20 protein-coding genes are annotated in these 23,420 nt (G+C 64.6%); 16 read left to right on the top strand and 4 right to left on the bottom strand.

Annotated features, from left to right (window positions below):
- The first annotated feature begins 64 nt into the window (after positions 1-64).
- The 14 genes from ACUYV6_RS03850 (at position 65) to ACUYV6_RS03785 (ending at position 15,468) form a co-directional block, all read left to right on the top strand.
- The gene (locus ACUYV6_RS03850) at positions 65-622 is read left to right on the top strand and encodes an NADPH-dependent FMN reductase (RefSeq protein WP_449277330.1); all 558 of its coding nucleotides are present in this window, start codon (positions 65-67) and stop codon (positions 620-622) included.
- Positions 623-685: 63 nt separating this feature from the next.
- The gene (locus ACUYV6_RS03845; RefSeq protein ID WP_449277329.1) at positions 686-1,543 is read left to right on the top strand and encodes an alpha/beta fold hydrolase; all 858 of its coding nucleotides are present in this window, start codon (positions 686-688) and stop codon (positions 1,541-1,543) included.
- 47 nt (positions 1,544-1,590) lie between these two features.
- Positions 1,591-2,292, top strand: coding sequence for a class I SAM-dependent DNA methyltransferase (locus ACUYV6_RS03840; RefSeq protein ID WP_449277328.1), 702 nt, complete (start codon positions 1,591-1,593; stop codon positions 2,290-2,292).
- A 78-nt stretch (positions 2,293-2,370) separates the two neighbouring features.
- Positions 2,371-4,461: an excinuclease ABC subunit UvrB gene (gene uvrB, locus ACUYV6_RS03835; protein ID WP_449277327.1), complete on the top strand. Its 2,091-nt coding sequence runs from the start codon at positions 2,371-2,373 to the stop codon at positions 4,459-4,461.
- 31 nt (positions 4,462-4,492) lie between these two features.
- On the top strand, positions 4,493-5,071 hold the full coding sequence (locus ACUYV6_RS03830; RefSeq protein WP_449277326.1) for an isochorismatase family protein: 579 nt from the start codon (positions 4,493-4,495) through the stop codon (positions 5,069-5,071).
- Positions 5,072-5,125: 54 nt separating this feature from the next.
- Positions 5,126-8,059: an excinuclease ABC subunit UvrA gene (gene uvrA / locus ACUYV6_RS03825; protein WP_449277325.1), complete on the top strand. Its 2,934-nt coding sequence runs from the start codon at positions 5,126-5,128 to the stop codon at positions 8,057-8,059.
- On the top strand, positions 8,056-9,990 hold the full coding sequence (uvrC, locus tag ACUYV6_RS03820) for an excinuclease ABC subunit UvrC (RefSeq protein WP_449277324.1): 1,935 nt from the start codon (positions 8,056-8,058) through the stop codon (positions 9,988-9,990). Before uvrA ends, uvrC begins: the two co-directional genes overlap by 4 nt.
- A gap of 6 nt (positions 9,991-9,996) precedes the next feature.
- A complete protein-coding gene (gene rapZ / locus ACUYV6_RS03815; RefSeq protein WP_449277323.1) occupies positions 9,997-10,869 on the top strand; it encodes an RNase adapter RapZ in 873 nt (290 codons plus the stop codon).
- A gap of 52 nt (positions 10,870-10,921) precedes the next feature.
- Positions 10,922-11,902: a DNA-binding protein WhiA gene (whiA, locus tag ACUYV6_RS03810; RefSeq protein ID WP_449277322.1), complete on the top strand. Its 981-nt coding sequence runs from the start codon at positions 10,922-10,924 to the stop codon at positions 11,900-11,902.
- 91 nt (positions 11,903-11,993) lie between these two features.
- Positions 11,994-12,611, top strand: a complete 618-nt coding sequence (locus ACUYV6_RS03805) for a superoxide dismutase (RefSeq protein WP_449277321.1) — start codon at positions 11,994-11,996, stop codon at positions 12,609-12,611.
- Positions 12,612-12,660: 49 nt separating this feature from the next.
- Entirely contained in the window at positions 12,661-13,863 is a 1,203-nt protein-coding gene (locus ACUYV6_RS03800) for a phosphoglycerate kinase (protein WP_449277320.1), read from the top strand.
- A gap of 8 nt (positions 13,864-13,871) precedes the next feature.
- Positions 13,872-14,711 (top strand): triose-phosphate isomerase, encoded by an 840-nt coding sequence (gene tpiA, locus ACUYV6_RS03795; RefSeq protein WP_449277555.1) that lies wholly within the window; start codon positions 13,872-13,874, stop codon positions 14,709-14,711.
- Between the two features lie 75 nt (positions 14,712-14,786).
- On the top strand, positions 14,787-15,035 hold the full coding sequence (secG, locus tag ACUYV6_RS03790) for a preprotein translocase subunit SecG (protein WP_449277554.1): 249 nt from the start codon (positions 14,787-14,789) through the stop codon (positions 15,033-15,035).
- Positions 15,036-15,102: 67 nt separating this feature from the next.
- Positions 15,103-15,468, top strand: coding sequence for an RNA polymerase-binding protein RbpA (locus ACUYV6_RS03785; RefSeq protein ID WP_449277319.1), 366 nt, complete (start codon positions 15,103-15,105; stop codon positions 15,466-15,468).
- A 116-nt stretch (positions 15,469-15,584) separates the two neighbouring features.
- On the opposite strand, the gene ACUYV6_RS03780 is transcribed toward ACUYV6_RS03785, so the two are convergent.
- From ACUYV6_RS03780 to tkt, 3 genes are read right to left on the bottom strand one after another with little or no spacing between them, the layout of a single operon-like run.
- On the bottom strand, positions 15,585-17,204 hold the full coding sequence (locus tag ACUYV6_RS03780; RefSeq protein WP_449277318.1) for a glucose-6-phosphate isomerase: 1,620 nt from the start codon (positions 17,202-17,204) through the stop codon (positions 15,585-15,587).
- The gene (tal, locus tag ACUYV6_RS03775; protein ID WP_449277317.1) at positions 17,201-18,310 is read right to left on the bottom strand and encodes a transaldolase; all 1,110 of its coding nucleotides are present in this window, start codon (positions 18,308-18,310) and stop codon (positions 17,201-17,203) included. Before tal ends, ACUYV6_RS03780 begins: the two co-directional genes overlap by 4 nt.
- A 29-nt stretch (positions 18,311-18,339) precedes the next feature.
- Positions 18,340-20,427, bottom strand: coding sequence for a transketolase (gene tkt / locus ACUYV6_RS03770; RefSeq protein WP_449277316.1), 2,088 nt, complete (start codon positions 20,425-20,427; stop codon positions 18,340-18,342).
- 83 nt (positions 20,428-20,510) lie between these two features.
- On the opposite strand from tkt, the gene ACUYV6_RS03765 reads away from it, so the two are divergent.
- Together ACUYV6_RS03765 and ACUYV6_RS03760 are read left to right on the top strand one after the other, a co-directional pair.
- Positions 20,511-21,446 carry a heme o synthase gene (locus ACUYV6_RS03765; RefSeq protein ID WP_449277315.1) on the top strand — a complete coding sequence of 312 codons (936 nt, stop codon included), beginning with the start codon at positions 20,511-20,513 and terminating at the stop codon, positions 21,444-21,446.
- A 63-nt stretch (positions 21,447-21,509) separates the two neighbouring features.
- Positions 21,510-22,112: a hypothetical protein gene (locus ACUYV6_RS03760; RefSeq protein ID WP_449277314.1), complete on the top strand. Its 603-nt coding sequence runs from the start codon at positions 21,510-21,512 to the stop codon at positions 22,110-22,112.
- On the opposite strand, the gene ACUYV6_RS03755 is transcribed toward ACUYV6_RS03760, so the two are convergent.
- A complete protein-coding gene (locus tag ACUYV6_RS03755; protein WP_449277313.1) occupies positions 22,063-23,166 on the bottom strand; it encodes a COX15/CtaA family protein in 1,104 nt (367 codons plus the stop codon). The two genes, ACUYV6_RS03760 and ACUYV6_RS03755, sit on opposite strands and share 50 nt — an antisense overlap.
- Positions 23,167-23,420 lie beyond the last annotated feature (254 nt).

Below are 23,420 nucleotides of genomic sequence, written 5' to 3'. Positions count from 1 at the left end.
CTGCGTGCGGTCGCGCGCAGGCGCCCCGCACTGACTGGTTTGCACGATCGAAACGGAGACATCCATGCCCAAGCTCATGATCATTCTCGGCAGCGTTCGCGAGGGAGGCATCGGCCAGTCGATCGGGAACTGGTTCAGGGAAGCCGCTGAGCAGGACGGACGCTTTGCAGTCGATTACGTGGACCTGCGTGAACTGCAGCTGCCCCTGATGGACGAGCCGAATCATCCGCGTCTGCGCAAGTACACGAAGGCGCACACGGTCGAATGGTCGAAGCGGGTCGACGAAGCCGACGCCATCGTCCTGGTATTCCCGGAGTACAACTACAGCTACTCCGCACCTATCAAGAACGCTCTCGACTATCTTTCGGCCGAATGGGATCGCAAGCCCGTCAGCCTGGTGAACTGGGGAGGCAACTCCGGCGGAACGCGCGCTCAGAGTGCGCTGCGTCCGACCCTTGCCGCGCTCGGCATGGTCGCCACGCACGGCTCTATCGAGATCAACTTCCCCCAGAGACAGATCGAAGACGGCGTGTTCACGCCGAACGAGCAGCAACAGACTGTCGCCGGCTTGATTCTTGATGAGCTCGTACAGCTCGACAAAACGCTGTCGCCGTTGCGCTAACCGTTACGGGTCGTCCGACCGGACGACCCCGGGCGCGAGCCCGTGTCGATGTAGGGTGAGCGCATGACGGAGCACTCGACGGCAACTCTCACGACGAACGGCGTGACGCTCGGCATCGAGCGTTTCGGCGATGCTTCCGCACCGCTGATCCTGTGCGTGGGAGACCCCACCATGCTTTCTTGGCCCGATGCGCTCTGCGTGGCCCTGGCACACGCCGGCCGCCATGTCGTACGGTACGACCTGCGAGATGCCGGCTCATCGACCGCCGGCGATCCCGAGTCGCCGCAGTACACGTTGCGGGACTTGGCCGCTGATGCCGGAGCACTCGCCGGTGAACTCGATGACCGCCCGGCCCACATCGCCGGAATCGGCGTCGGCGGTATGGTCGCTCAGGTCGCCGCACTCGATCATCCTGAGGCATTCTCCGCACTCACATTGGTGGGGACGCGGCCGGTCGCCCCTGGTCCGATCGATGACGACCTGCCCGACCACGAAGCATCGGTGATGCACCGGCTCTTCTCCCGCCCCATGCCCGACTGGTCGGATCGAGATGCCGTAGCGGAGCATCAAGCGTTGGGCGCCGAGATACTCGGAGACGACCCCGTTACGGCACGCGCACTGGCAGCGCGCATTTGGGACCGCACTCCGCAGGCGCTGCCTGCCGTGCACGCGGCCAACCAGCTGGGAATGGTGTTCTCCAGGCTCGACTGCGGTCCGCGTTGGCGGGAACGCCTCACTTCGCTCACGCTGCCCACGCTCGTCGTACACGGCCGACACGATCCATTCTTTCCCGTTGGCAACGCCGAGGCACTTGCTCGGGAGATCCCAGATGCTCGGCTGCTCGTGCTCGAAGAGGCCTCGACGGCGATTCCCACGTCTGCGGTTCCGGAGGTCGCGGCAGCGATGTCCCAGCTCCACTAGTCGCGACGGATCGTCCGGAAAGGTGCGCCGACAGATACGCTCGGATCATGCGCCGTCATGACTCTCCGTCTTCCTCCCGCACGACCCCGAAATACTCACACCTGTGGGACCGCCTCCGCTCCGAGAACCCTGAGCACTCCGCGAACTACGCCCAGCGCTGGCGCAATCTCGCCGCGGAAGGGCACGATCTCGACGGCGAGGCGAGGTTCGCGATGGCGCTCGTCGCGCCCGGCGCCACCGTGCTGGATGCGGGGTGCGGGCAGGGTCGCGTCGGCGGGTATCTCTCAGAACGAGGATACGCGGTCACCGGTGTCGACCTCGACGACGTGCTGATCGCCGAAGCCCGAAGCGCCTTTCCATCGGCCGCCTGGCACATCGGCGATCTCGCCACGTTCGACTATTCCGGAGAACTCCGAACCGCAGCGGGGGAGACGGGTGACGCTGAGGCAGATCTGCCTGGGGGAGCCGGGGTCGACCTCGCGATCTCGGCGGGGAACGTGCTGACCTTTCTCGACCCGGCCGCGCGACGACCCGCGCTCGAGGGTCTGCGCTCGGTACTCAGTTCGGAGGGACGGATCGTGACGGGCTTCGGGCTCGATCGCGGATACGAGCTGGATGATTACCTCGCAGATCTCGCGGCCGTCGGACTCATCGTGCAGCACCGCTTCTCTTCATGGGACTTACTGCCTTTCGAACCTCATCGCTCCGGCTTCCTCGTCTGCGTTTCCACTCTGGCACCACACCCGTAGACATGAACGTGACGGCGCACCTCGTGCTCGCAGGATGCTGTAGACGGAGTGTCGGTGGCCGGGAGTAGTCTCGAGGCTATGGAAACGACACGCTCCGTCAGGCCGTTCGAAGTGGTCTCCGAATATGAGCCCAGCGGTGATCAGCCGAAGGCCATCGAGGAGCTCGCGAAACGCATCAATGCAGGCGAGACGGACGTCGTGCTGCTCGGTGCCACCGGCACCGGCAAATCCGCGACCACCGCCTGGCTCATCGAGGCGGTGCAGCGCCCCACCCTGGTTCTGGCGCACAACAAGACCCTCGCCGCGCAGCTGGCGAGCGAGTTCCGCGAACTGCTTCCCAACAACTCGGTCGAGTACTTCGTCAGCTACTACGACTACTACCAGCCTGAGGCCTACGTGCCCCAGTCCGACACCTTCATCGAGAAGGATTCCTCGGTGAACGCCGAGGTTGAACGCCTGCGCCACTCGACCACGAATGCGCTGCTGAGCCGTCGTGACACAGTGGTCGTCTCCACGGTCTCCTGTATCTACGGTCTCGGTAAGCCCGAGGAGTACTACGAGATGATGGTGCCGCTCGCCGTCGGTGACGTGATCGACCGCGACGTTCTGCTGCGCCGCTTCGTCGAGATCCAGTATCAGCGCAACGACATCGAATTCGTTCGCGGCAATTTCCGTGTGCGAGGCGATACCGTCGAGATCATCCCCATGTACGAGGAGCTCGCGATCCGCATCGAGTTCTTCGGTGACGAGATCGAGTCACTCTATTACCTGCATCCGGTCACGGGCGATGTCATCAAGCAGGTAGAGACAGTGTCCGTGTTCCCCGGTTCTCACTACGTCGCCAGCAACGATGTGATGCGACGCGCGATGGGTACGATCGCCGAGGAGCTCGAGGTGCGTTCGAAGGAGTTGAAGGATCAGAACAAGCTCGTCGAAGAACAGCGTCTGCGCATGCGCACCACGTTCGACCTCGAGATGATGGAGCAGATCGGATTCTGCTCGGGAATCGAGAACTACTCGCGGCATATCGATGGCCGCGCACCCGGCGAGGCGCCGCACTGCCTGCTCGACTACTTTCCAGACGACTTTCTCGTCGTCATCGACGAGTCGCACGTGACGGTTCCGCAGATCGGTGCGATGTACGAAGGCGATGCCTCGCGCAAGCGCACGCTCGTCGACTACGGTTTCAGGCTTCCCAGCGCTCTCGACAACCGGCCACTGAAATTCTCCGAGTTCAAAGATCGGGTCGGGCAGACCGTGTACCTCTCAGCAACGCCCGGCGACTACGAGCTCGACCTCGCCGATGGTGTCGTCGAGCAGATCATTCGACCGACCGGCCTCATCGACCCCGAGATCGTCGTCAAACCGAGCGAGGGCCAGATCGATGATCTGCTCGAACAGGTCCGCGAACGCGCGGAGCGCGATGAGCGCGTGCTGGTGACGACATTGACCAAGAGGATGGCCGAGCAGCTGACCACCTTCATGGAAGAGGCCGGGGTGCGCGTGCGCTACCTGCACTCCGACGTCGACACGCTCCGTCGTGTCGAACTGCTCACCGAACTACGTGCCGGCGTCTACGACGTGCTCGTCGGCATCAACCTGCTCCGAGAAGGCCTCGACCTCCCCGAAGTCTCCCTCGTGGCGATCCTCGACGCCGACAAGGAAGGCTTCCTGCGCTCCACCACCTCGCTGATTCAGACGATCGGCCGCGCAGCCCGAAACGTCACCGGGCAGGTGCACATGTACGCAGATACCGTGACACGATCCATGCGTGCCGCGATCGACGAGACGAATCGACGGCGCGAGATCCAACTCGAATACAACCGCGAGCACGGCATCGACCCGCAACCGCTGCGGAAGAAGATCGGTGACATCACCGAGATGCTGAACCGCGAAGCCGCCGACACCGAAGACGTGCTCTCTCGAACAGGAGCTCACGCCCAACGCAAGGGTGGCTCGCCGCAGCGAGCGAAGGGCAAGGCTGCCGCGCGGGCCGGTGCGGTCGCTGCCGAGGGTGCCGAGAAACTCGAGGCGCTCGTCGCCGACCTGACCGAGCAGATGCTCGTTGCGGCAGAGGAGCTCAAGTTCGAGCTTGCCGCCCGGCTGCGCGACGAGGTCGCCGAGCTCAAACGAGAGCTCCGCAGCATGGACGCGGCAGGTCACCTCTAGTAATGCAGATGAGCGGGCTATTCTGGCTGCCATGACCAGAGCGCTCTTCATCGTCGACGTCCAGAACGATTTCACCGAGGGCGGAGCGCTCGGTGTCTCCGGTGGAGACGCCGTCGCCGAAGGTGTGACCCGGCACCTCCGTGAGCACGCCGAGGCCTACGACGTCGTCGTGGCATCCCGAGACTGGCACGAGGCGACTGGCGACAACGGCGGGCACTTCGCCCTGGCCCCGTCAACTCCCGACTTTGTCACGACCTGGCCCGTGCACTGCGTCGCCGATACGCCAGGAGCCGACTACGACCCGCTACTCGACACGGCCGCGATCACGCATCACCTCTACAAAGGGCAAGGGCGCCCCGACTACTCCCTGTTCCAGGGGCGCACCGACGCGGGGGAGAGCGCGGTAGATCTCCTCAACGCCTACAGCATCTCCGATATCGACGTCGTCGGGATCGCGACCGACCACTGCGTCCGCGCCTCAGCGCTCGACGCACTCGAATCCGGGGTTCGAGTGCGGATCCTGCGCAGCCTCGTGGCCGGTGTCTCACCCGAATCGAGCGATGCGGCACTGTCTGAGCTGGAGACGGCCGGAGCCGAAATCGTTGACTAGAACTGTTTCGCATATATGTTCGAATTTTCAGGCCGAACAGCGTAGACTGATGCGGTGAATTCGCAGACCTCACCGACTCCCATCCGCTCGTCGGCCGCCCACGCCGAACTCAGCGTGCAGGGCGCCCGGGTCCACAATCTCAAGAACGTGGATCTCGCGATTCCGCGCGACTCCATGGTGGTCTTCACGGGGCTCTCCGGCAGCGGCAAGTCGAGCCTCGCGTTCGACACGATCTTCGCCGAAGGCCAACGCCGCTACGTCGAAAGCTTGAGCGCGTACGCCCGGCAGTTCCTCGGACAGGTCGACCGCCCCGACGTCGATTTCATCGAGGGCCTCAGCCCGGCGGTGAGCATCGACCAGAAGTCGACCAACCGCAACCCGCGTTCAACCGTCGGTACGATCACCGAGATCTACGACTACATGCGCTTGCTCTGGGCCCGCATCGGTGTGCCGCACTGTGCCGTCTGCGGTGAACGCATTTCATCGCAGACCGTGCAACAGATCGCCGACCAACTCATGGAGCTGCCCGAGCGCACCCGCTTCCAAGTGCTCGCTCCGGTCGTGTCCCAGAAGAAGGGCGAGTTCGTCGATCTCTTCCAGGACTTGGCCGCCGGCGGGTATTCGCGTGCCGTCGTCGACGGCGAGACCGTGCAGCTCTCGGATCCGCCGAAGCTCAAGAAGCAGGTCAAGCACGACATCTCAGTCGTGATCGACCGACTGGTTGCCGGCCCCGACGTGCTCGGTCGACTGACCGATTCACTCGAGACCGCACTGAAGCTCGCCAACGGACTCGTCGTGATTGATTTCGTCGACCGCGATGCCGCGGCCGATGATCGCACGCAGACCTTCAGCGAACACCTCTCGTGCCCGAACCAGCACCCCGTGCAGCTCACCGAGATCGAGCCGCGCACCTTCTCATTCAACGCACCCTTCGGCGCATGCCCCGCCTGCTCTGGTCTCGGCACCAGCATGTCCGTCGACGAAGACCTGGTGCTGGCCGACCCCGAACTGTCGATCGGCGAGGGCGTCATCGTTCCCTGGACCAGCCAGGGCAAGAGCCTGTACCAGTACTACGAGCGCTTACTCGTCGGCCTGTCGATGGATCTGGACTTCTCGCTCAACACCCCCTGGCAAGACCTCGGCGACGAAGTTCGCGAGGCGGTGCTGTACGGCAACAACTTCAAGGTCGGGGTCCGCTGGAAGAATCGCTTCGGCCGGGAGGTCAAGTACACGAGCGGTTTCGAGGGCGTCATCCCGTTCATCGAACGGCAGTACGCCGAAGCGGAGTCCGATACGAAGCGCGATCGCTGGGCGGAGTTCCTGCGCGAGGTACCCTGCCACGCGTGTCGCGGCAGGCGGCTGAAGCCGGAAGTGCTCGCGGTGACCGTGCACGGCGAATCCATCGCCGGCGTCGGCGAGTTCAGCCTCACCGACGCGCAGCGCTTCTTCGCGGAGGTCACTCTGACAGAGCGCGAGGCGAAGATCGCTGCACAGGTGCTGCGCGAGATTCGCCTCCGCTTCGACTTCCTCATCGAGGTCGGCCTCGGCTACCTCACCCTTGCACGGGCCGCGGGTACCCTCTCGGGCGGTGAAGCGCAGCGCATCCGTCTCGCCACCCAGATCGGCTCCGGCCTCACCGGTGTGCTCTACGTGCTCGACGAACCCAGCATCGGTTTGCACCAGCGCGACAACCGCCGCCTGATCGAAACCCTGCTGAAGCTGCGCGACCTGGGGAACACCCTGATCGTCGTCGAGCACGACGAAGAGACGATTGAGTCTGCCGACTGGGTCGTCGACATCGGGCCAGGGGCAGGTGTCGAGGGCGGCTCGGTCGTCCACTCCGGGGGATACACCGACCTCATCGAGAACCGCCGCTCCATCACGGGCGATTACCTGGCCGGGCGACGCTCCATCGACACTCCGAAACGGAGGCGAAAGCGCGACCGTAAGCGAGAGCTGAAGGTCGTGGGCGCGCGATCCAACAACCTCAAGGGAGTCGATGCCACCTTCCCGTTGGGCGTGATGACGGCCGTCACCGGGGTCTCCGGGTCAGGCAAGTCAACCCTGGTCAACGACATCCTCTACCGCGTTCTTGCCAACCAACTGAACGGCGCCAGGCTCGTTCCCGGCAAGCACACCCGGGTGCTGGGCCTCGACCACCTCGATAAGGTCGTGCACGTCGATCAGGCTCCGATCGGCCGCACCCCCCGTTCGAACCCCGCCACCTATACGGGCGTCTTCGACAAGATCCGCACCCTCTTCGCGGAAACCCCCGAGGCGAAGATCCGCGGGTACTTGCCGGGACGCTTCAGCTTCAACGTGAAGGGCGGACGCTGCGAAGCCTGCTCGGGCGACGGCACGCTCAAGATCGAAATGAACTTCCTCCCGGATGTCTATGTCGCCTGCGAAGCCTGTGGAGGCAAGCGATACAACCGTGAGACTCTGCAGGTCCGCTACAAGGGCAAGAACATCTCCGAGGTTCTGGATATGCCCATTGCCGAGGCGGAGCAGTTCTTCGAGCCGATTTCGAGCATCCACCGGTACATGAAGACTCTCGTCGATGTCGGACTCGGCTACGTCCGCCTCGGCCAGAGCGCGACCACGCTGTCGGGCGGCGAGGCGCAGCGCGTCAAGCTGGCGACAGAACTGCAGAAGCGTTCGAACGGTCGCAGCATCTACGTGCTCGATGAGCCCACGACGGGTCTGCACTTCGAAGACGTGCGCAAGCTCCTGCTCGTGCTCAACGGTCTCGTCGACAAGGGAAACACGGTGATCACGATCGAACATAATCTCGATGTGATCCGCAGCGCCGACTGGGTGATCGACCTCGGGCCCGAAGGCGGATCCGGCGGTGGCACGATCGTGGCCGAGGGCACACCAGAACAGCTCGCGAAGCATCCCGAGAGCCACACCGGCAGGTTCCTCGCCGAGGTACTCGATGGACGGGAGCGGAAGTCGGCGCTGGCCGCTGCACGGGCGTCGGCGTGAGTCCCGACGATCCGCGATCCGCCTTCCGCCCCGCCCAGGGCGAGATCCCGACGAGTCCTGGGGTCTACCGCTTCTCCGACAAGTACGGTCGCGTGCTCTACATCGGCAAAGCGAAGAACCTGCGTTCGCGGGTGACAAATTACTTTCAGCCGATGCACGCGCTCATGCCGCGCACCCAGCGCATGCTCACGCTTGCCGCGAAGGTTGATTGGACGGTGGTCGCGACTGACACCGAGTCGCTCGTACTCGAGCACACCTGGATCACCGAGTTCAAACCTCCCTTCAACGTCCAGTTCAAAGACGACAAGACGTATCCGTATCTGGCGGTGCCTCTGAAGGATGAGGCTCCGCGACTCCTCATCACGCGTAATGAGCGTATCCGCGGCGCCCGCTATTTCGGCCCGTATCCGAAGGTGTGGGCGGTGCGCGAGACCGCGGCGTTGCTGCAGGAGGCGTTTCCGATCCGCACCTGCAATGACGGCGACTACAAGCGCGCCATGAGCTCCGGCAGGCCGTGCCTGGCGAGTCAGATCGGCCGCTGCGCCGGCCCCTGCTCCCAGCAGGTCACCATCGAGGAGCACCGCGCGCGAGTGAACGAGTTGGTTTCGTTCTTGAGCGGCAACTTCACGTCGCACCTGCGTGCGATGCAGCGCGAGATGAAGGTGGCAGCGGGGGAGCAGCGGTACGAAGACGCGGCCCGACTGCGCGACCAGGTCGAGGCCGTCGAGCATGTCATCGAGAAGAATGCTGTCGTACTCGGGCATGACGTCAACCTCGATGTCTTCGGGCTGCGTGCCGATGAGCTCGCCGCTGCCGCCCACCAGTTCATCATTCGCGGAGGGCGCATCCGCGGTGAGCGAAGCTGGATCGTCGATGTCGATCTCGATGATTCGCCGGCACGGCTGATCGAGCAGGTCATTCAGACGGCGTATGCGGGGGATCGCGAACCTCCGCCAGAGATTCTCGTTCGTTCGCTGCCCGAGAATCGAGAGGCACTCGAATCCGCGTTACGGGATCGTCGACCCCGTCGCGGCACAGTGCGCATCAGGGTGCCGGAGCGCGGAGACAAGCTGCAACTCGTCGAGCGCGCCGCGATGAACGCGGGGGAGAACCTCGTTCGGCACAAGCTCAAGCGCGCAGCCGATCTCGCTGCCCGGACGGATGCTCTCGCCGAACTGCAGGACGCCCTCGGCATGGATGAACCGCCACTGCGCATCGAGTGCGTCGACGTCTCCCATCTCCAGGGCACCGGAGTGGTCGCCTCCCTCGTCGTGTTCGAAGACGGCATTCCGGCGAAGGGTGCCTATCGCAAGTACCGCATCGAGCAGACCACCGACGACACGGATTCGATCTACCAGGTCGTGACGCGGCGTGCGACGCAGATCAAGCAATTGGCCGAGGCTGACGAGCCGCCGAGTGGGCGCTACCGCGATCGGCCGCAGCTGCTGATCGTCGACGGCGGTGAACCGCAGGTTCGCGCGGCGGCCCGCGCGCTCCGTGACGTCGGCGTCGACGGAATCGCGCTGTGCGGTGTCGCGAAGCGTCTCGAGGAGATCTGGCTTCCCGATGATCCGTTCCCGGTGATCCTGCCGCGCACCAGTGAATCGCTCTTCCTCGTCCAACGCATTCGCGATGAGGCGCACCGCTTCGCCATCACCTTTCAACGGCAACGGCGCAGCACGGCCATCGCGACGCAGCTCTCCGAGATCCCGGGTCTCGGACCGAAACGCGTGCAGGCCCTGCTCAAGCACTTCGGATCGGTCACTCGTCTACGTGCCGCAACCCCTGCGGAGATCTCCGCCGCACCCGGTCTTGGCTTACAACTCGCAGAGCAGATCTCTGCTCACCTCGCGAGGAGCTCCGGCCAACGAGAAGGCCCGAGTGACGGTAAGATTGACGGCGAGTCGTCGACCGATAGTGGAGAGGGGTGAACTGCGGTGGAAGCTGATACTGCGCAGGAGATCCTCGTCGTCACCGGGATGTCGGGCGCCGGTCGCAGCACCGTCGCGAACACGCTGGAAGACCTCGGTTGGTACGTCGTAGACAACCTTCCTCTCCAGATGCTGCGCCCGCTCGCCGATATGGCCGACAAATCAGGTGGCGTGCTCTCGCGTATCGTCGCCGTTGTCGATGTCCGCGGCCGCGACCTCTTTCACGATATTCAGGAGACCGTCGAAGAGCTTCGTCAGTACGCCACAGTGCGCGTCGTGTTCCTCGACGCAACCGACGACATCCTCGTGCGACGTTACGAATCCGTGCGACGCCCTCACCCGCTCCAGGGAACAGGATCGCTGCTCGACGGCATCAAGCTCGAGCGCGAACGGCTGCTGGAGCTGCGTGCCTCGAGTGACGTCGTCATCGACACGTCCCGCTACAACCCGCATGACCTCGCGACCGCAACCCGCGAGATGTTCTCGGACGATGCGACCCCGGGTCTGCAACTGACCATTCAAAGCTTCGGCTTCAAGTACGGTGCTCCCACCGATGTTGACCTCATCGCCGACATGCGTTTTCTCCCCAATCCGTTCTGGGAGCCCGACCTTCGTCCGCTGACGGGCGTCGACGCCGAGGTGAAAGACTACGTTCTCGGGCGCGAAGGGGCCGCGGAGTTTCTCGAGCACTACGTGGCCGCACTGACGCCCGTGTTCGCTGGGTTTCAGCGAGAGAATAAGCGCCTTGCCTCCTTGGGTGTTGGCTGCACCGGCGGCAAGCACCGCTCGGTCGCCATGGCTCGCGAACTCGCAGATAGGCTTGCCGGGTTGCCCGGAGTGAGTGTGAGTCTGCGCCACCGCGATCTGGGCCGCGAATAGCGCCGTCCCGCTCCAGTAGTATTTCGTCCTTCCGATCGAGAGGAAAATCTTCGTGTCTTCGACCCCCGAAGTGAGAAGCGAACTCGTCAGAGTTCAGACCGGGCGCACCAGCGAACGGGCGGCCGAAGTCGCCACGGTGCTCCGTCTCGCTGGCGGGCTTCACACGATCTCGGGCCGGATCGCCCTCGAGGCCGAGCTGCACACTCCGCAGATCGTGCAGCGTGTGCGCAAGGACCTTGCGGAACTCTACGGAGTACGGTCCGAGGCGAAGCAGCTTCCCCCGTCGTCGACACGGGCGGGCGCACCGCAGTTCCTGGTGCGCGTGCTCGATGGCGAAACACTCGCCCGCCAGCTCGGTTTGCTCGATCCGCGGCGGCGGCCGATCCGAGGTCTGCCGAATCGTCTTGCGACCGGAGCGACGAATGAGCTCACCGCGATCTGGCGCGGCGCGTTCCTCGCGCGCGGGACCCTCACCCCTCCCGGCCGCTCCGCCGCGCTCGAGGTCATCTGCCCGACGAACGAGGTTGCGATGGCCCTGGTGGGTGCAGCGGGCCGCATCGGCATCCAGGTGAAGAACCGTGAGATCCGTGGGCAGCACAAGGTGGTCATCCGCGACAGCGAGACCATCGGAGAAATGCTCGGCGCCATGGGCGCCACTCAAGCTCGCGAGCAATGGGATGAACTGCGCCGCGCACGTGAGACCCGCGCAACGGCAAACCGTCTCGTGAATTTTGACGATGCCAACCTTCGACGATCGGCGCAGGCGTCGGTTGCGGCCTGTGCACGAGTGGAACGCGCGCTCGAGATCCTCGGCGACTCTGCTCCCGAGCATCTCGCTTACGCCGGGTCGCTGCGATTGGCGCATCGGGAGGCAAGTCTCGACGATCTCGGTGCACGGGCCGAGCCGCCGCTGACGAAGGACGCCATCGCGGGGCGCATCCGTCGCCTGCTCGCGATGGCGGACAAGGAAGCCGAGGTCCGGGGGATTCCCGGCACTGAGGCAAGCCTGCCGGAAGACCTCGACACGATGTAAGGTTCCGCTCTGCGGGAACTCTCCGGCGACCCGAGCTGTGCCGGGTCTAGACTGGCTGGTGCCCATACGGAATCCGACGAAGGAGAGACACATGGCTCAGTACACGCTTCCCGAACTTCCCTACGACTACGCCGCTCTCGAGCCGCACATCAGCGGCAAGATCATGGAGCTGCACCACGATAAGCATCATCAGGCGTACGTCACCGGTGCGAACAACGCGCTCGAGCAGCTCGCCGCAGCTCGTGAGAACGATGACCTCGCGAACGTGAACAAGCTGGAGAAGGACCTCGCGTTCCACCTCGGTGGACACACGAACCACACCGTCTTCTGGAACAACCTGTCGCCGGAGGGCGGCGGGGAGCCCGAGGGCGAACTTGCTGCGGCGATCACCGAGCAGTTTGGTTCGTTTGCCAAGTTCCAGGCTCATTTCGCGGCAGTCGCAAACGGAATTCAGGGCTCGGGCTGGTCGGTGCTCGCATGGGATGCGGTGGGTCAGCGCCTGTCGATCTTCCAGCTGTTCGATCAGCAGGGCAACGTCCCGCTCGGGCTGACTCCTCTGCTGATGCTCGACATGTGGGAGCACGCGTTCTACCTCGACTACCTGAATGTCAAGGCTGACTACGTGAAGGCGTTCTGGAACATCGCGAACTGGCAGGACGTCGCGCAGCGCTTCGAGAACGCTCGCACGCAGACACCCGGCCTGATCTAAGCACGTTCACTCCCGTCATCCGATAGCCCCAGGAGTATCAGTTTCAGCTATGCGAACCCTCGAGTCCCTCGGTCAGCTGCGTTCGAAGACGGTGATCGTGCGGTGCGATCTCAACGTGCCGCTCGCGGATGGGAAGATCACCGACGACGGACGCATCCGTGCGTCACTCACCACGATCCGTGAACTCCGCGAGGCGGGCGCCAGGGTCGTGCTCATCAGCCATCTCGGCCGCCCGAAGGGCGAACCCGATGAGCGCTTCTCCTTGCGCCCCGTTTCCGTACGCATGTCTGAACTCTTGGGTGCTCCGGTCGGCTTCGTCCCCGAGACCATCGGGGATGAAGCCGCCGCTGCGGTGGCAGCCCTCGCCGACGGCGACGTACTTCTTCTTGAGAACCTTCGCTTCAATGCGGGGGAGACGAGCAAAGACACCGAGGAGCGTGCTGCCTTCGCCGCCCGCATCGCGGCCTTCGGAGATGCATTTGTATCCGATGGTTTCGGCGTGGTGCATCGCCGACAGGCTTCCGTCACCGATCTTGCGGAACAGTTGCCCAGTGCGGCCGGCCGCCTCGTTGCGGCAGAACTCGACGTGCTGCGTCGTCTCACCGAGTCTCCCGAGCGTCCGTACACTGTCGTGCTCGGCGGCTCCAAGGTCTCAGACAAACTCGGCGTGATCGAGCACCTGCTTGAACGCGTTGACACGTTGCTGATCGGTGGCGGCATGCTGTTCACCTTCCTCGCGGCCGAGGGTCATGGTGTTGCCGCCAGCCTGCTCGAGGAGGATCAGCTCGATACCGTGCGCGGCTATCTTGCAGAGGCTGAACGCCGCGGCGTACGCATCGTGCTCCCCACCGATATCGTCGTCGCCGAGAAGTTCGCGGCGGATGCCGCGCATGAAGTCGTCGCAGCGCATGCGATCGAGAGCTCTTCGTTCGGCGAGCACGGCATCGGCCTCGATATCGGCCCCGAGTCGGCAACGGAGTTCGCCGAGCTCCTGTCGCAATCGGCAACCGTGTTCTGGAACGGCCCCATGGGCGTGTTCGAGATGGAGGCATTCTCCGGTGGAACCCGCACCGTGGCCCGTGCGCTCGCCGACACTTCCGCTTTCACCGTCATCGGCGGAGGAGATTCCGCAGCGGCCGTCCGGGCACTGGGTTTCACGGACGACCAGTTCAGCCATATTTCAACGGGTGGTGGCGCCAGTCTCGAGTACCTCGAGGGTCAGGCGCTTCCCGGCTTGGAGGTACTCGCGTGACCGACCCCATCGCTGCGACAGCAACCGAAGCAGGCGAATCACCACTCGCGCAGCTCCCTCCGGGAGAGCGCACGCCGCTCATCGCGGGCAACTGGAAGATGAACTTCGACCATCTGCAGGCAATTGCGTTCGTGCAGAAGCTCTCGTGGTCGTTGAAGGACGCGCGGCACGACTACGACGACGTCGAGGTCGCGGTATTTCCACCGTTCACCGATCTCCGGTCGGTGCAGACCCTGCTTGCGGCAGATCGCTTAGAACTTGCGCTCGGGGCCCAAGACGTTTCACAGCACGAATCCGGTGCCCATACCGGCGACGTGTCAGCAGCCTTCCTCACCAAGCTCGACGTCAAATACGCGATCGTGGGGCATTCCGAACGTCGAGCCGATCACGCTGAAGACGATGACCTCGTCGGTGCGAAGGCCGCGGCAGCGATTCGTGCGGGGCTCGTTCCCGTGGTGTGCGTCGGCGAGACCGCTGCAGATCTTGAGGAGCACGGCGCTGCGGCGATCCCCGTCGCTCAGCTCGATGCGGTACTCGCGACGCTCTCCGCCGATGCAGAGTTCGTCGTCGCCTACGAGCCCGTCTGGGCGATCGGAAGCGGTCAGGCGGCAACCCCGGAGCAGGCGGAGGAAGTATGTCGAGCACTGCGCGAGCAGCTGCATCGCCGTCTCGGTCCTGAAAGCGCGATCTCAACGCGAGTACTCTACGGGGGTTCTGTAAGCAGCCAGAACATCGCCGCGCTCATGCGTCAGCCGAACATCGACGGCGCGCTGGTCGGAGGCGCGAGCCTGAAGGCGGAGGAGTTCTCGCGCATTGTGCGCTTCCGCAGCCACGTCACCGGCGCGTAGCCGGTCGACGGCCGCACAACTCGCGTTATACTGTACGTTGGCGTTCTGCGTCTCAGATTCTGAAAGGTGGCCCGTGTGCTCATCCTGAACATCGTGCTCATCTCGATCCTCGTGATCACGAGCCTGCTGCTCACCCTGTTCATCCTGTTGCACAAGGGACGCGGCGGTGGCCTCTCCGACATGTTCGGTGGCGGCATGACCTCGGCCCTGGGGTCGTCTGGCGTTGCGGAGCGCAACCTCAACCGCATCACCATCGTCGTGTCGCTGATCTGGTTCTTCTCGATTATCGGGCTCGGCCTCATCGCGCGCTTCGCCGTCATCTAATCGGCGTTCGGCACAGGTTCTTTTCTCTCGACTCTGTCGAGCCTCTGGCTCATCAGAAAGGATATTCGTGGTAGGCAGCAATGCAATTCGCGGCGCACGCGTCGGTTCCGGACCCATGGGGGAGAAGGACCATGGCTCTCGTGCCGAGCGCGTCGCGATCTCGTACTGGGATGCTCTCGGCAACGAGACAGTTCGCTACTTTGCCGCGGACGTGACAGATGAAGACATTCCGGAGCTGATCGATTCCCCGCACACCGGACTCCCGGCAGGTCGCGATCGCAATAACCCGCCGTCGCTGTCGAAGAACGAGCCGTACAAGACTCATCTCGCCTATGTGAAGGAGCGCCGTACGCCTGAAGAGGCCGACGAGCTCCTCGAGCAGGCCTTGCAGAAGCTGCGCGAACGTCGCGGTTCGGTGAAGCGCAGCGCATAGCCTCCCTCGTGTGAACCCGCAGCGGTACTGATATCACGCGTACTGTGCACGGATCGAAGACGCCGTAGGGCGGGACCTCTTCAGAGGTCCCGCCCTACGGCGTCCCGGCCATGGGCCTAATCGGTCGTGACGAGTGCTCTGCGGAGTGCATCGGCAAGTGATTTGGGCTGAGAGCACCGCAGTGCGATGACGGGCATCCCTCGAGTGAGAAGAACTCGCCGATCACCGTGCGCCTGGGCCGAGATGAGGGCCCCGAATCCGGTCTCCGAACCCGGAATGTCGAGCTCAGGCTCCGCCCGATCAAGAATCTGCAGGAACACCCCGCGGGCCGGGCCGCCCTTGTGGAACTGACCTGTGGAGTGCAGGAACCGAGGGCCCCAGTCCAAGGTGACTGGAACGCCCAAGGACCGGAACAGCTCGTCTCGCAATGCCTCGAGCGCGGTGTCGGTCTCGGAATCCCGCGTGAGATAAGCCTGCACTGACACGTATCCGTCGGGTCGCACCGCGGAGCGGAGTGCTCGGCACACTCGAGCGCTGTCAGTGAGCGCCGTGCCTCCGGAGAGCACTTCGACATCCGTGACGTCGCGCAATGTACAGAGGGCGGGCGCTTCGACGGCCTCCGCCCGGAGGATCTCGCGGGCAGCCTCCTTCGCCGACTCGACATCCGGCTGATCGAACGGGTTGATTCCGAGCAGGCGTCCGAGGAGTGCTGTCGCGGACTCCCACAGCAGCAGCTGCGCCCCGAGGGCACCCGAGACGATCAGTTCGGCCCCACGTAACGCTGGGGCATCGGCGCCCCGCGGCTCCGCAGCGATGGTCGAGACCAGCATGGTGTCCGGAATCTCTTCGGAGAACTCCGGAGCGTCCCGCTGCAGCGCGATCGGCAGCATTCCAGTTCCGTTCTTGCCGGTCGACTCCGCGATGAGTTGCTCAACCCACTCGCCAAGCTCCCAGTCGGCGTCGACCGCCGAACGCAGCGCGAGCAGATAGCGATCAGGGAGCCCGGCCGCGAGCAGCGCAGCAAGCCCGATGGCCGGGTTCTCCGCGTCGTCTCGCGCGAACTCATCCTGCACAGCCTCCGCTTCGGCAACCAGCCCTGCGATATCCGCTCCGGCGAGCCCCGAAGGCACAAGACCAAATGCGGTCAGGGCGGAGTAGCGTCCTCCTACGTCCGGATCCGCACGGAAGACCCGACGGCCGGCAGCGAGCGATTCGGCTTCCAGAGGAGAACCGGCATCGGTGACGATGACGATGCGCGAAGCCGCGTCTATACCCGCATTCTCATACGCGTGCTCGAAGGTGGCCAGGTGGCTCAGTGTGTCGATCGTCGAGCCGGACTTGGAACTCACCACAACCGCGGTGCGGCCCAGGTCACCGTCGACCGCTCGACGCACCTGCTCGGGATGCGTCGAGTCCAGGATCTCCAGCGCCACACCGCCCCATCGGGAAATGATCTCCGGCGCGAGGCTTGATCCTCCCATGCCGCACAGAACCACTCGGTCCACCCCATCACTACGAAGCGCCTCTCGCACCTCCGTGATTTCGGTGATCAGTGGTCCCGTCTGCAAAGCGCAGTGCGTCCAGCCCAGCCTGTGAAGCGCCTCGTCTCGATGCTCCGGGCCCCACAGCCCGGCGTCTCCGGCGAACAGCCTGCTCGCGGCCCGATCAGCGACCAGCCGCGAGACACCCGCCTCCGCGTCTGCGACGTGAGAACCGACCTCCAGGTCGACGGTCATTCCGCGTCCCGCAGAGCCGATCGAACGGTATCGACGAGTTCGATCCACGACGCCTCGAACTTCTGCAGGCCCTCGCGCTCCAACAGCTCAGTCACCTCAACGTAGTCGATGCCTTGCGCGGCGATCGCGTTCAGGGCCAGGCCGGCCTCCCGGTAGTTCGCGGTGATGGTATCGCCCGTGATCTCAGCGTGATCGGCGACCGCTTCAAGCGTGGCGGCAGGCATGGTGTTGACAATGCCCTCGGCGATCAGCTCGGTGACGTAGAGCGTATCCGGCAACGCCGGATCCTTCACACCTGTCGAGGCCCACAACGGCCGCTGATCGTTTGCCCCGACATCGCGCAGCAGCGCCGCGCGTTCCGAGCTGAAGCCCTGTTCGAAGACCTCGTACGCGAGGCGTGCATTCGCAAGTCCTGCGGTACCCCGAAGCGCGCGGGCCTCGTCGGTTCCCACTTCGTCGAGTCGACGATCGATCTCAGTGTCGAGACGAGAGACGAAGAAGGAGGCGACCGAGTGGATGGTCGACAGCTCGATTCCAGCCGCGCGAGCGCGTTCGAGACCCGAGAGATATGCGTTGATGACCTGCCGGTAGCGCTCGAGGCTGAAGATCAGCGTCACGTTGACGCTGATACCGCGCGCGATCACGTCAGCAATCGCGAGCACTCCGGCCTCGGTCGCGGGAATCTTGATCATGGCATTGGGGCGATCGACGCGCTCCCAGAGCGCCACCGCCTGGGCCACCGTGCCCTCGGTGTCATGCGCGAGCCCGGGCTCGACCTCGATCGACACTCGTCCGTCGAGGCCGTCCGAGCGCTCATATACCGAAGCGAAGACGTCGCAGGCATCGGAGACGTCCGCGGTCGTGAGCTCGATGATGGTATCGTTCGCGTCGAGACCGCGCGCCGCGCAATCGGCGATGCGTGCTCCGTACCCGTCGCCCGCGCCGATGGCGTTCGCGAAGATCGTCGGGTTCGTCGTCACACCCACAACATCGCGGTCGACGATGAGTTCGGCAAGGTTGCCGCTGTCGATACGGCTGCGGGAGAGATCGTCGAGCCAGATGCTCACACCTGATTCGCTCAACTTCGCCGTGGGGGTGGTGGTCATGGTGTGCCTTTCTTGAGCGTTGCCGACGCTCACGCGCCCAGGGAGTCCTTCGCTGCGGCCACGACCGCATCGGTCGTGATGCCGAACTCGCGGAACAGTGTCTCGAAGTCAGCGGAGGCCCCGAATGTCTCGATGGAGACGGAACGTCCATTCGCTCCAACGAACCGCTCCCAGCCCAACGCGATACCGGCCTCCACGCTTACTCGCGCCGTAACCGCACTCGGCAGCACGCTTTCGCGGTAGTCGTCGCTCTGCTCGGCGAACCACTCGACGCAGGGCATCGATACGACGCGGGCACCGATGCCGTCCGCGGCCAGTCGCTCGCGTGCCTCGACTGCGAGCTGTACCTCGGAGCCCGTTCCGATCAGCAGCACATCGATCGAGTCGGTAGGGGAGTCGGCGAGTACGTAGGCGCCGCGACGCACGCCCTCCGCGGCCTGCGCCTCGCTGGCGAACTCTCCGCCGCGAGGAAGCACGGGCACGTTCTGACGCGTGAGCGCGAGCCCGATTGGGCCACCGTGGCGGCTCAGCGTCTCGTGCCAGGCGATCACGGTTTCATTCGCGTCGGCGGGCCGCACGATCGCGAGGTTCGGGATCGCCCGTAGTGCGGCGAGGTGCTCGATGGGCTGGTGCGTCGGGCCGTCTTCGCCCAACGCAATGGAGTCGTGGGTCCAGACGAAGATGCTCGGGATGTTCATGAGTGCCGCGAGACGCACCGCGGGTCGCATGTAGTCGGCAAACTGCAGGAACGTTCCGCCGTAGCTGCGGGTACGTCCGTGCAACTGAATTCCGTTGAGGATCGCACCCATGGCATGCTCGCGAATACCGAAGTGCAGCACCCGGCCGTACGGCTCGCCCTGCCAAGCGCCGGTCGATCGACGCGCGGGTACGAACGACGGGACTCCCGGAATCGTAGTGTTGTTCGATCCCGCGAGGTCGGCGGATCCGCCCCAGAGCTCCGGCATGATCGGGCCGAGCGCAGCAAGGGTCTTACCGCTCGCAGAGCGGGTCGCAACGCTCGCGCCAGGCTCGAAGGAGGGGAGCGCCTCGAGCACCCCTTCAGGAAGTTCGCGTGCCTCGAGCCGATCGAGCAACGCCTTCCGTTCAGGGTTGCGCTCGCTCCAGGCATCGAAGGAGCGCTGCCACTCCGCACGGCGCTCAGCACCGCGATCGACCGCCTTGCGCGTGTGTGCGATGACCTCATCGCTGACGACGAAGTGCTGTTCCGGGTCGAAGCCGAGCGCTTCCTTCAGGCCTGCGAGCTCGTCGGCGCCCAACTTCGCGCCGTGAATGCCCCCGGTGTTCTGCTTCCCCGGGCTCGGCCACCCGATGATGGTCTTCAGCACGATGAGAGATGGCTTCGACGTCTCGGACTTCGCCGCCTCGATCGCGCGGTGCAGCTCGACCAGATCCTCGACATATTCGCCGGTCTTCTTCCAGTCGACCTCGAGCACCTGCCAGCCGTACGACTCGTAACGCTGGGCGACATCCTCGGAGAAGGAGATGTCGGTGTCGTCTTCGATGGAGATCTGGTTGGAGTCGTAGATCGCGATGAGGTTGCCGAGCTCCTGATGGCCCGCGAGCGAGGATGCCTCGGCAGTCACGCCCTCCTGGAGGTCGCCGTCACCGGCGACGACATAGACGAAGTGGTCGAAGGGGCTCGTGCCCGGAGCTGCGTCCGGGTCGAAGAGTCCGCGCTCGTACCGGGCCGCGAACGCGAAACCCACCGCCGAGGCGAGGCCCTGGCCGAGCGGACCCGTTGTGATCTCGACTCCGGCGGTGTGCCCGTACTCAGGGTGGCCCGGGGTCTTCGATCCCCAGGTGCGCAGCGCTCGGATGTCGTCGAGCTCCAGGCCGTAACCGCCCAGGTAGAGCTGTACGTACTGCGTCAGCGACGAGTGCCCGACCGAGAGGATGAAGCGGTCGCGTCCGATCCAATCGGGGTCGGCGGGGTCATGCCGCATGACGCGCTGGTGCAAGAGGTAGGAGAGGGGGGCCAGGCTAATCGCGGTTCCCGGGTGTCCGTTGCCGGCCTGCTCGACCGCGTCAGCCGCGAGCACTCGCGCGGTATCCACCGCGAGGTCGTCGAGCTCGTCCCACTTCAATTCCTCTGCCACTGCCCAGCCTCTCAAAACCCGGTGCCGCGCTGATCGGGCACACAGGTATCAAGCTTAGCGCGGGCACGGTACCATTGAGGGTGATGTCAGCCGAGATTCAGACCCCAGCGCAGGTTCGCAAGACGCGACCCAGCTCCGGTTTCGCAAGCACGGTGAAGGCGTACGTATCTCTCACCAAGCCGCGAGTCATGGAGCTTCTGCTTGTCGTGACCGTACCCGCGATGATCCTCGCGGAGCGCGGCATCCCGAACCTGTGGCTCGTACTCGCAACGCTCATCGGCGGAGCCATGAGCGCAGGCTCCGCCGGCGCCTTCAATTGCTACATCGACCGCGAAGCCGATCGCCTCATGCGACGGACGCGCAACCGTCCGCTGGTGACCGGTGAGATCTCCGACCGCAGCGCGCTGGTGTTCGCCTGGGTGCTCGGCGTGCTGTCGATCGTCTGGCTCTATTTCACCACGAACTGGCTCGCAGCGATGCTCGGTGCTGCAGCGATCTTCACCTATGTCGTGGTCTACACCATGTGGCTCAAGGGTCGCAGCGAGCAGAACATCATCTGGGGCGGAATCGCGGGCTGTTTCCCCGTACTCATCGGCTGGGCCGCAGTCACCGGATCGCTCGATTGGGCGGCCTGGGTGTTCTTCCTCATCATCTTCCTCTGGACTCCGGCGCACTACTGGCCGCTCTCCATGCGGTATCGAGACGACTACGCAGCGGCCGGCGTTCCGATGCTGGGCGTCGTTCGCGGTCGCACCACGGTCGGTCTGCAGATCATCCTGTACGCCTGGGCGACTGTCGCCTCGAGCCTACTGCTGATCCCCGCAGGGCAGATGGGGTGGATCTACACCGCCGTCGCCCTGCTCTCCGGCGGCTACTTCATCGTGGAGTCTCACCGCCTGTACGGCAGTGCGATCCGTGGCCAGGAGGGTAAGCCGATGCGGGTCTTCCACGGGTCCATCAGCTACTTGTCGGTGCTCTCGATCGCGATCGCAGTCGACCCGCTGCTCCACTTCGCCTAAGGTCGTCCTGGACGGGGAGTCTCCCGGTCCAGATCCTGACGTCCGTGGGCTGAGGAGGAACGCGTGATCGACCCGAACTGGGTACTCGTCACCCTTGCGCTGAGCATGGTGGGCGCCGGGCGCTACGCCTATCTCACGATCCGAGGCAAGGTACGACCCAACCTGGTGACCTGGTCCCTCTGGGCCGCGGCCCCACTCATCGGCTTCTTCGCGCAGCTCGATTCCGGTGTCGGCATGCCCTCGCTGCAGACGCTGGGCTCGGGTCTCGGTCCACTCATCGTCTTCATCGCGGCACTTCTCACCCGTCACGGTCGCGTACGAGTCACCGTCTTCGACATCTGGTGCGGCGTGTTCGCACTCATCGCACTCATCGCTTGGATCACGGCCGGCGATGCGCGCTACGCAGTCTTCCTCGCGATCATCGCCGACGGCGTGGCCGCGATTCCGACCTTCCGCAAGGCCTGGCACGACCCGAACTCGGAATCGGTGTTCCTGTTCGTGCTCACCGTGCTCGGTTCAGTCATCACGCTGCTCACGATGACATCCTGGGCTCCCGAGGTCTGGGGATTCTCTGGCTACCTCTTGCTCGTTTCGTTGAGTCTCACGCTGGTGATCCTCAGTCGCCGAGCGATGCTCCGTCGTGGTGGTGCTGGGCCGGCTGCTTGAGCCGGAGCACCGTCACCGTCATAGCCGCGGCCGTGAGCGAGGCCAACACCATGTGCACACCCACCGCGAACGGCGGCAGGCCGTTGCGAGCCTGATAAATGCCGACGGCGATCTGCACGAGCAGCGCAGCGAGCAGTGCGTACGACCAGCGCCGTGGCCGCAGCTGCCGCACCCCGGCCCACACCGCGATCGCGAGCACCAGCGCGAGCGAGATATATCCCGGCCAGGCATGGATGTGGCTGAGCAGCGTCGCGTCGAAGCCGTCACGGATCACGTCGGCGTCTCCCGAGTGCGGGCCGGCTCCCGTCGTGAGCACTCCGACGAAGATGGTGACCGCCATGAAGAGCGTGGTGACATGTGTGACGATCGCGTAGGGGAGCGGGACTGCGCGTTCGCGCGCCCCGGGGGCCTCGTACATGCGCACCAGGAAGGCGGCCGTTACACACACCAGCGCCAAAGACGAGACGTAGTGGAAGCCCACGATGAGCGCGTGCAGGTCGGTGAGCACTGTGATGCCGCCGACGAAGGCCTGCGCCATGATGCCGATCAGCACGATCCAGGCCAGCACGGGAAGATCGCGGCGACGCGCCTCTCTCCGCAAGGACGCGACTGCAGCGATGACGACGACAACCAGCAGGCCGCCAGAGAAGGCGGCCCCGGCAAGCGCACTCACCGCGAAGACTTCCGACAGATTCTCCACCAGCTGCGACCCGCCGAACACGACGAGCGCCGCAACGACGGCGCCCACGAGCACTGAGACCAGCGCCCAGCGCAGCGCGTGCTTCGCGAGGCGCGCACCGCCCACCGCGTGCAGCACCGTGAAGAGCACCCCGAGCGCGGCTACGAGCAGCAGCCCCGTGATAGTGCGGTTACCGAACTCGATGATGCCGTGGATTCCCATCTCCTGCGTGGGCACGAGCGAGTCAGGGGTGCATAACGGCCACTCCGAGCAACCGAGCCCCGAGCCCGTCAGTCGGACCGCGCCGCCGGTGCCGATGATGATCACGTTCAGCACGAACGAGCACCACGCCCAGAACCGCAGTGAACGGGGCATAGCCCCTTCGAGTGTTCGAGTCCTGACGCTCTGTGTGTCGGTCACACGATTCCTTTCGGCCACGGCTGAGCTCGCTCCTCTACTAAGGGTCACCTCCCCTGACAAGCAGCGATGCAGGGGGTAGAATGAGAAGCTGTGGTTGCGTACGGCAGCCGGGCGCAGTTCGGCCCGATCCGTTCGAGGCCCAGAATACTGCACCGCTGCAGGGAACCCGATGGGTGCCACGGGCATGTGGCCCAAACCGGCACCGGCGA

The organism is Leucobacter sp. GX24907, assembly GCF_053567335.1.
This window is presented reverse-complemented; position numbering and strand designations above follow the sequence as displayed.

Bases quoted from the DNA above. Each gene is read 5' to 3' on its own strand.
- ACUYV6_RS03850 (WP_449277330.1), top strand. From the start codon at position 65: ATGCCCAAGCTCATGATCATTCTCGGCAGCGTTCGCGAGGGAGGCATC.
- ACUYV6_RS03845 (WP_449277329.1), top strand. From the start codon at position 686: ATGACGGAGCACTCGACGGCAACTCTCACGACGAACGGCGTGACGCTC.
- ACUYV6_RS03840 (WP_449277328.1), top strand. From the start codon at position 1,591: ATGCGCCGTCATGACTCTCCGTCTTCCTCCCGCACGACCCCGAAATAC.
- uvrB (WP_449277327.1), top strand. From the start codon at position 2,371: ATGGAAACGACACGCTCCGTCAGGCCGTTCGAAGTGGTCTCCGAATAT.
- ACUYV6_RS03830 (WP_449277326.1), top strand. From the start codon at position 4,493: ATGACCAGAGCGCTCTTCATCGTCGACGTCCAGAACGATTTCACCGAG.
- ACUYV6_RS03805 (WP_449277321.1), top strand. From the start codon at position 11,994: ATGGCTCAGTACACGCTTCCCGAACTTCCCTACGACTACGCCGCTCTC.
- ACUYV6_RS03800 (WP_449277320.1), top strand. From the start codon at position 12,661: ATGCGAACCCTCGAGTCCCTCGGTCAGCTGCGTTCGAAGACGGTGATC.
- ACUYV6_RS03780 (WP_449277318.1), bottom strand. From the start codon at position 17,204: ATGACCGTCGACCTGGAGGTCGGTTCTCACGTCGCAGACGCGGAGGCG.
- tal (WP_449277317.1), bottom strand. From the start codon at position 18,310: ATGACCACCACCCCCACGGCGAAGTTGAGCGAATCAGGTGTGAGCATC.
- ACUYV6_RS03765 (WP_449277315.1), top strand. From the start codon at position 20,511: ATGTCAGCCGAGATTCAGACCCCAGCGCAGGTTCGCAAGACGCGACCC.
- ACUYV6_RS03755 (WP_449277313.1), bottom strand. From the start codon at position 23,166: ATGCCCCGTTCACTGCGGTTCTGGGCGTGGTGCTCGTTCGTGCTGAAC.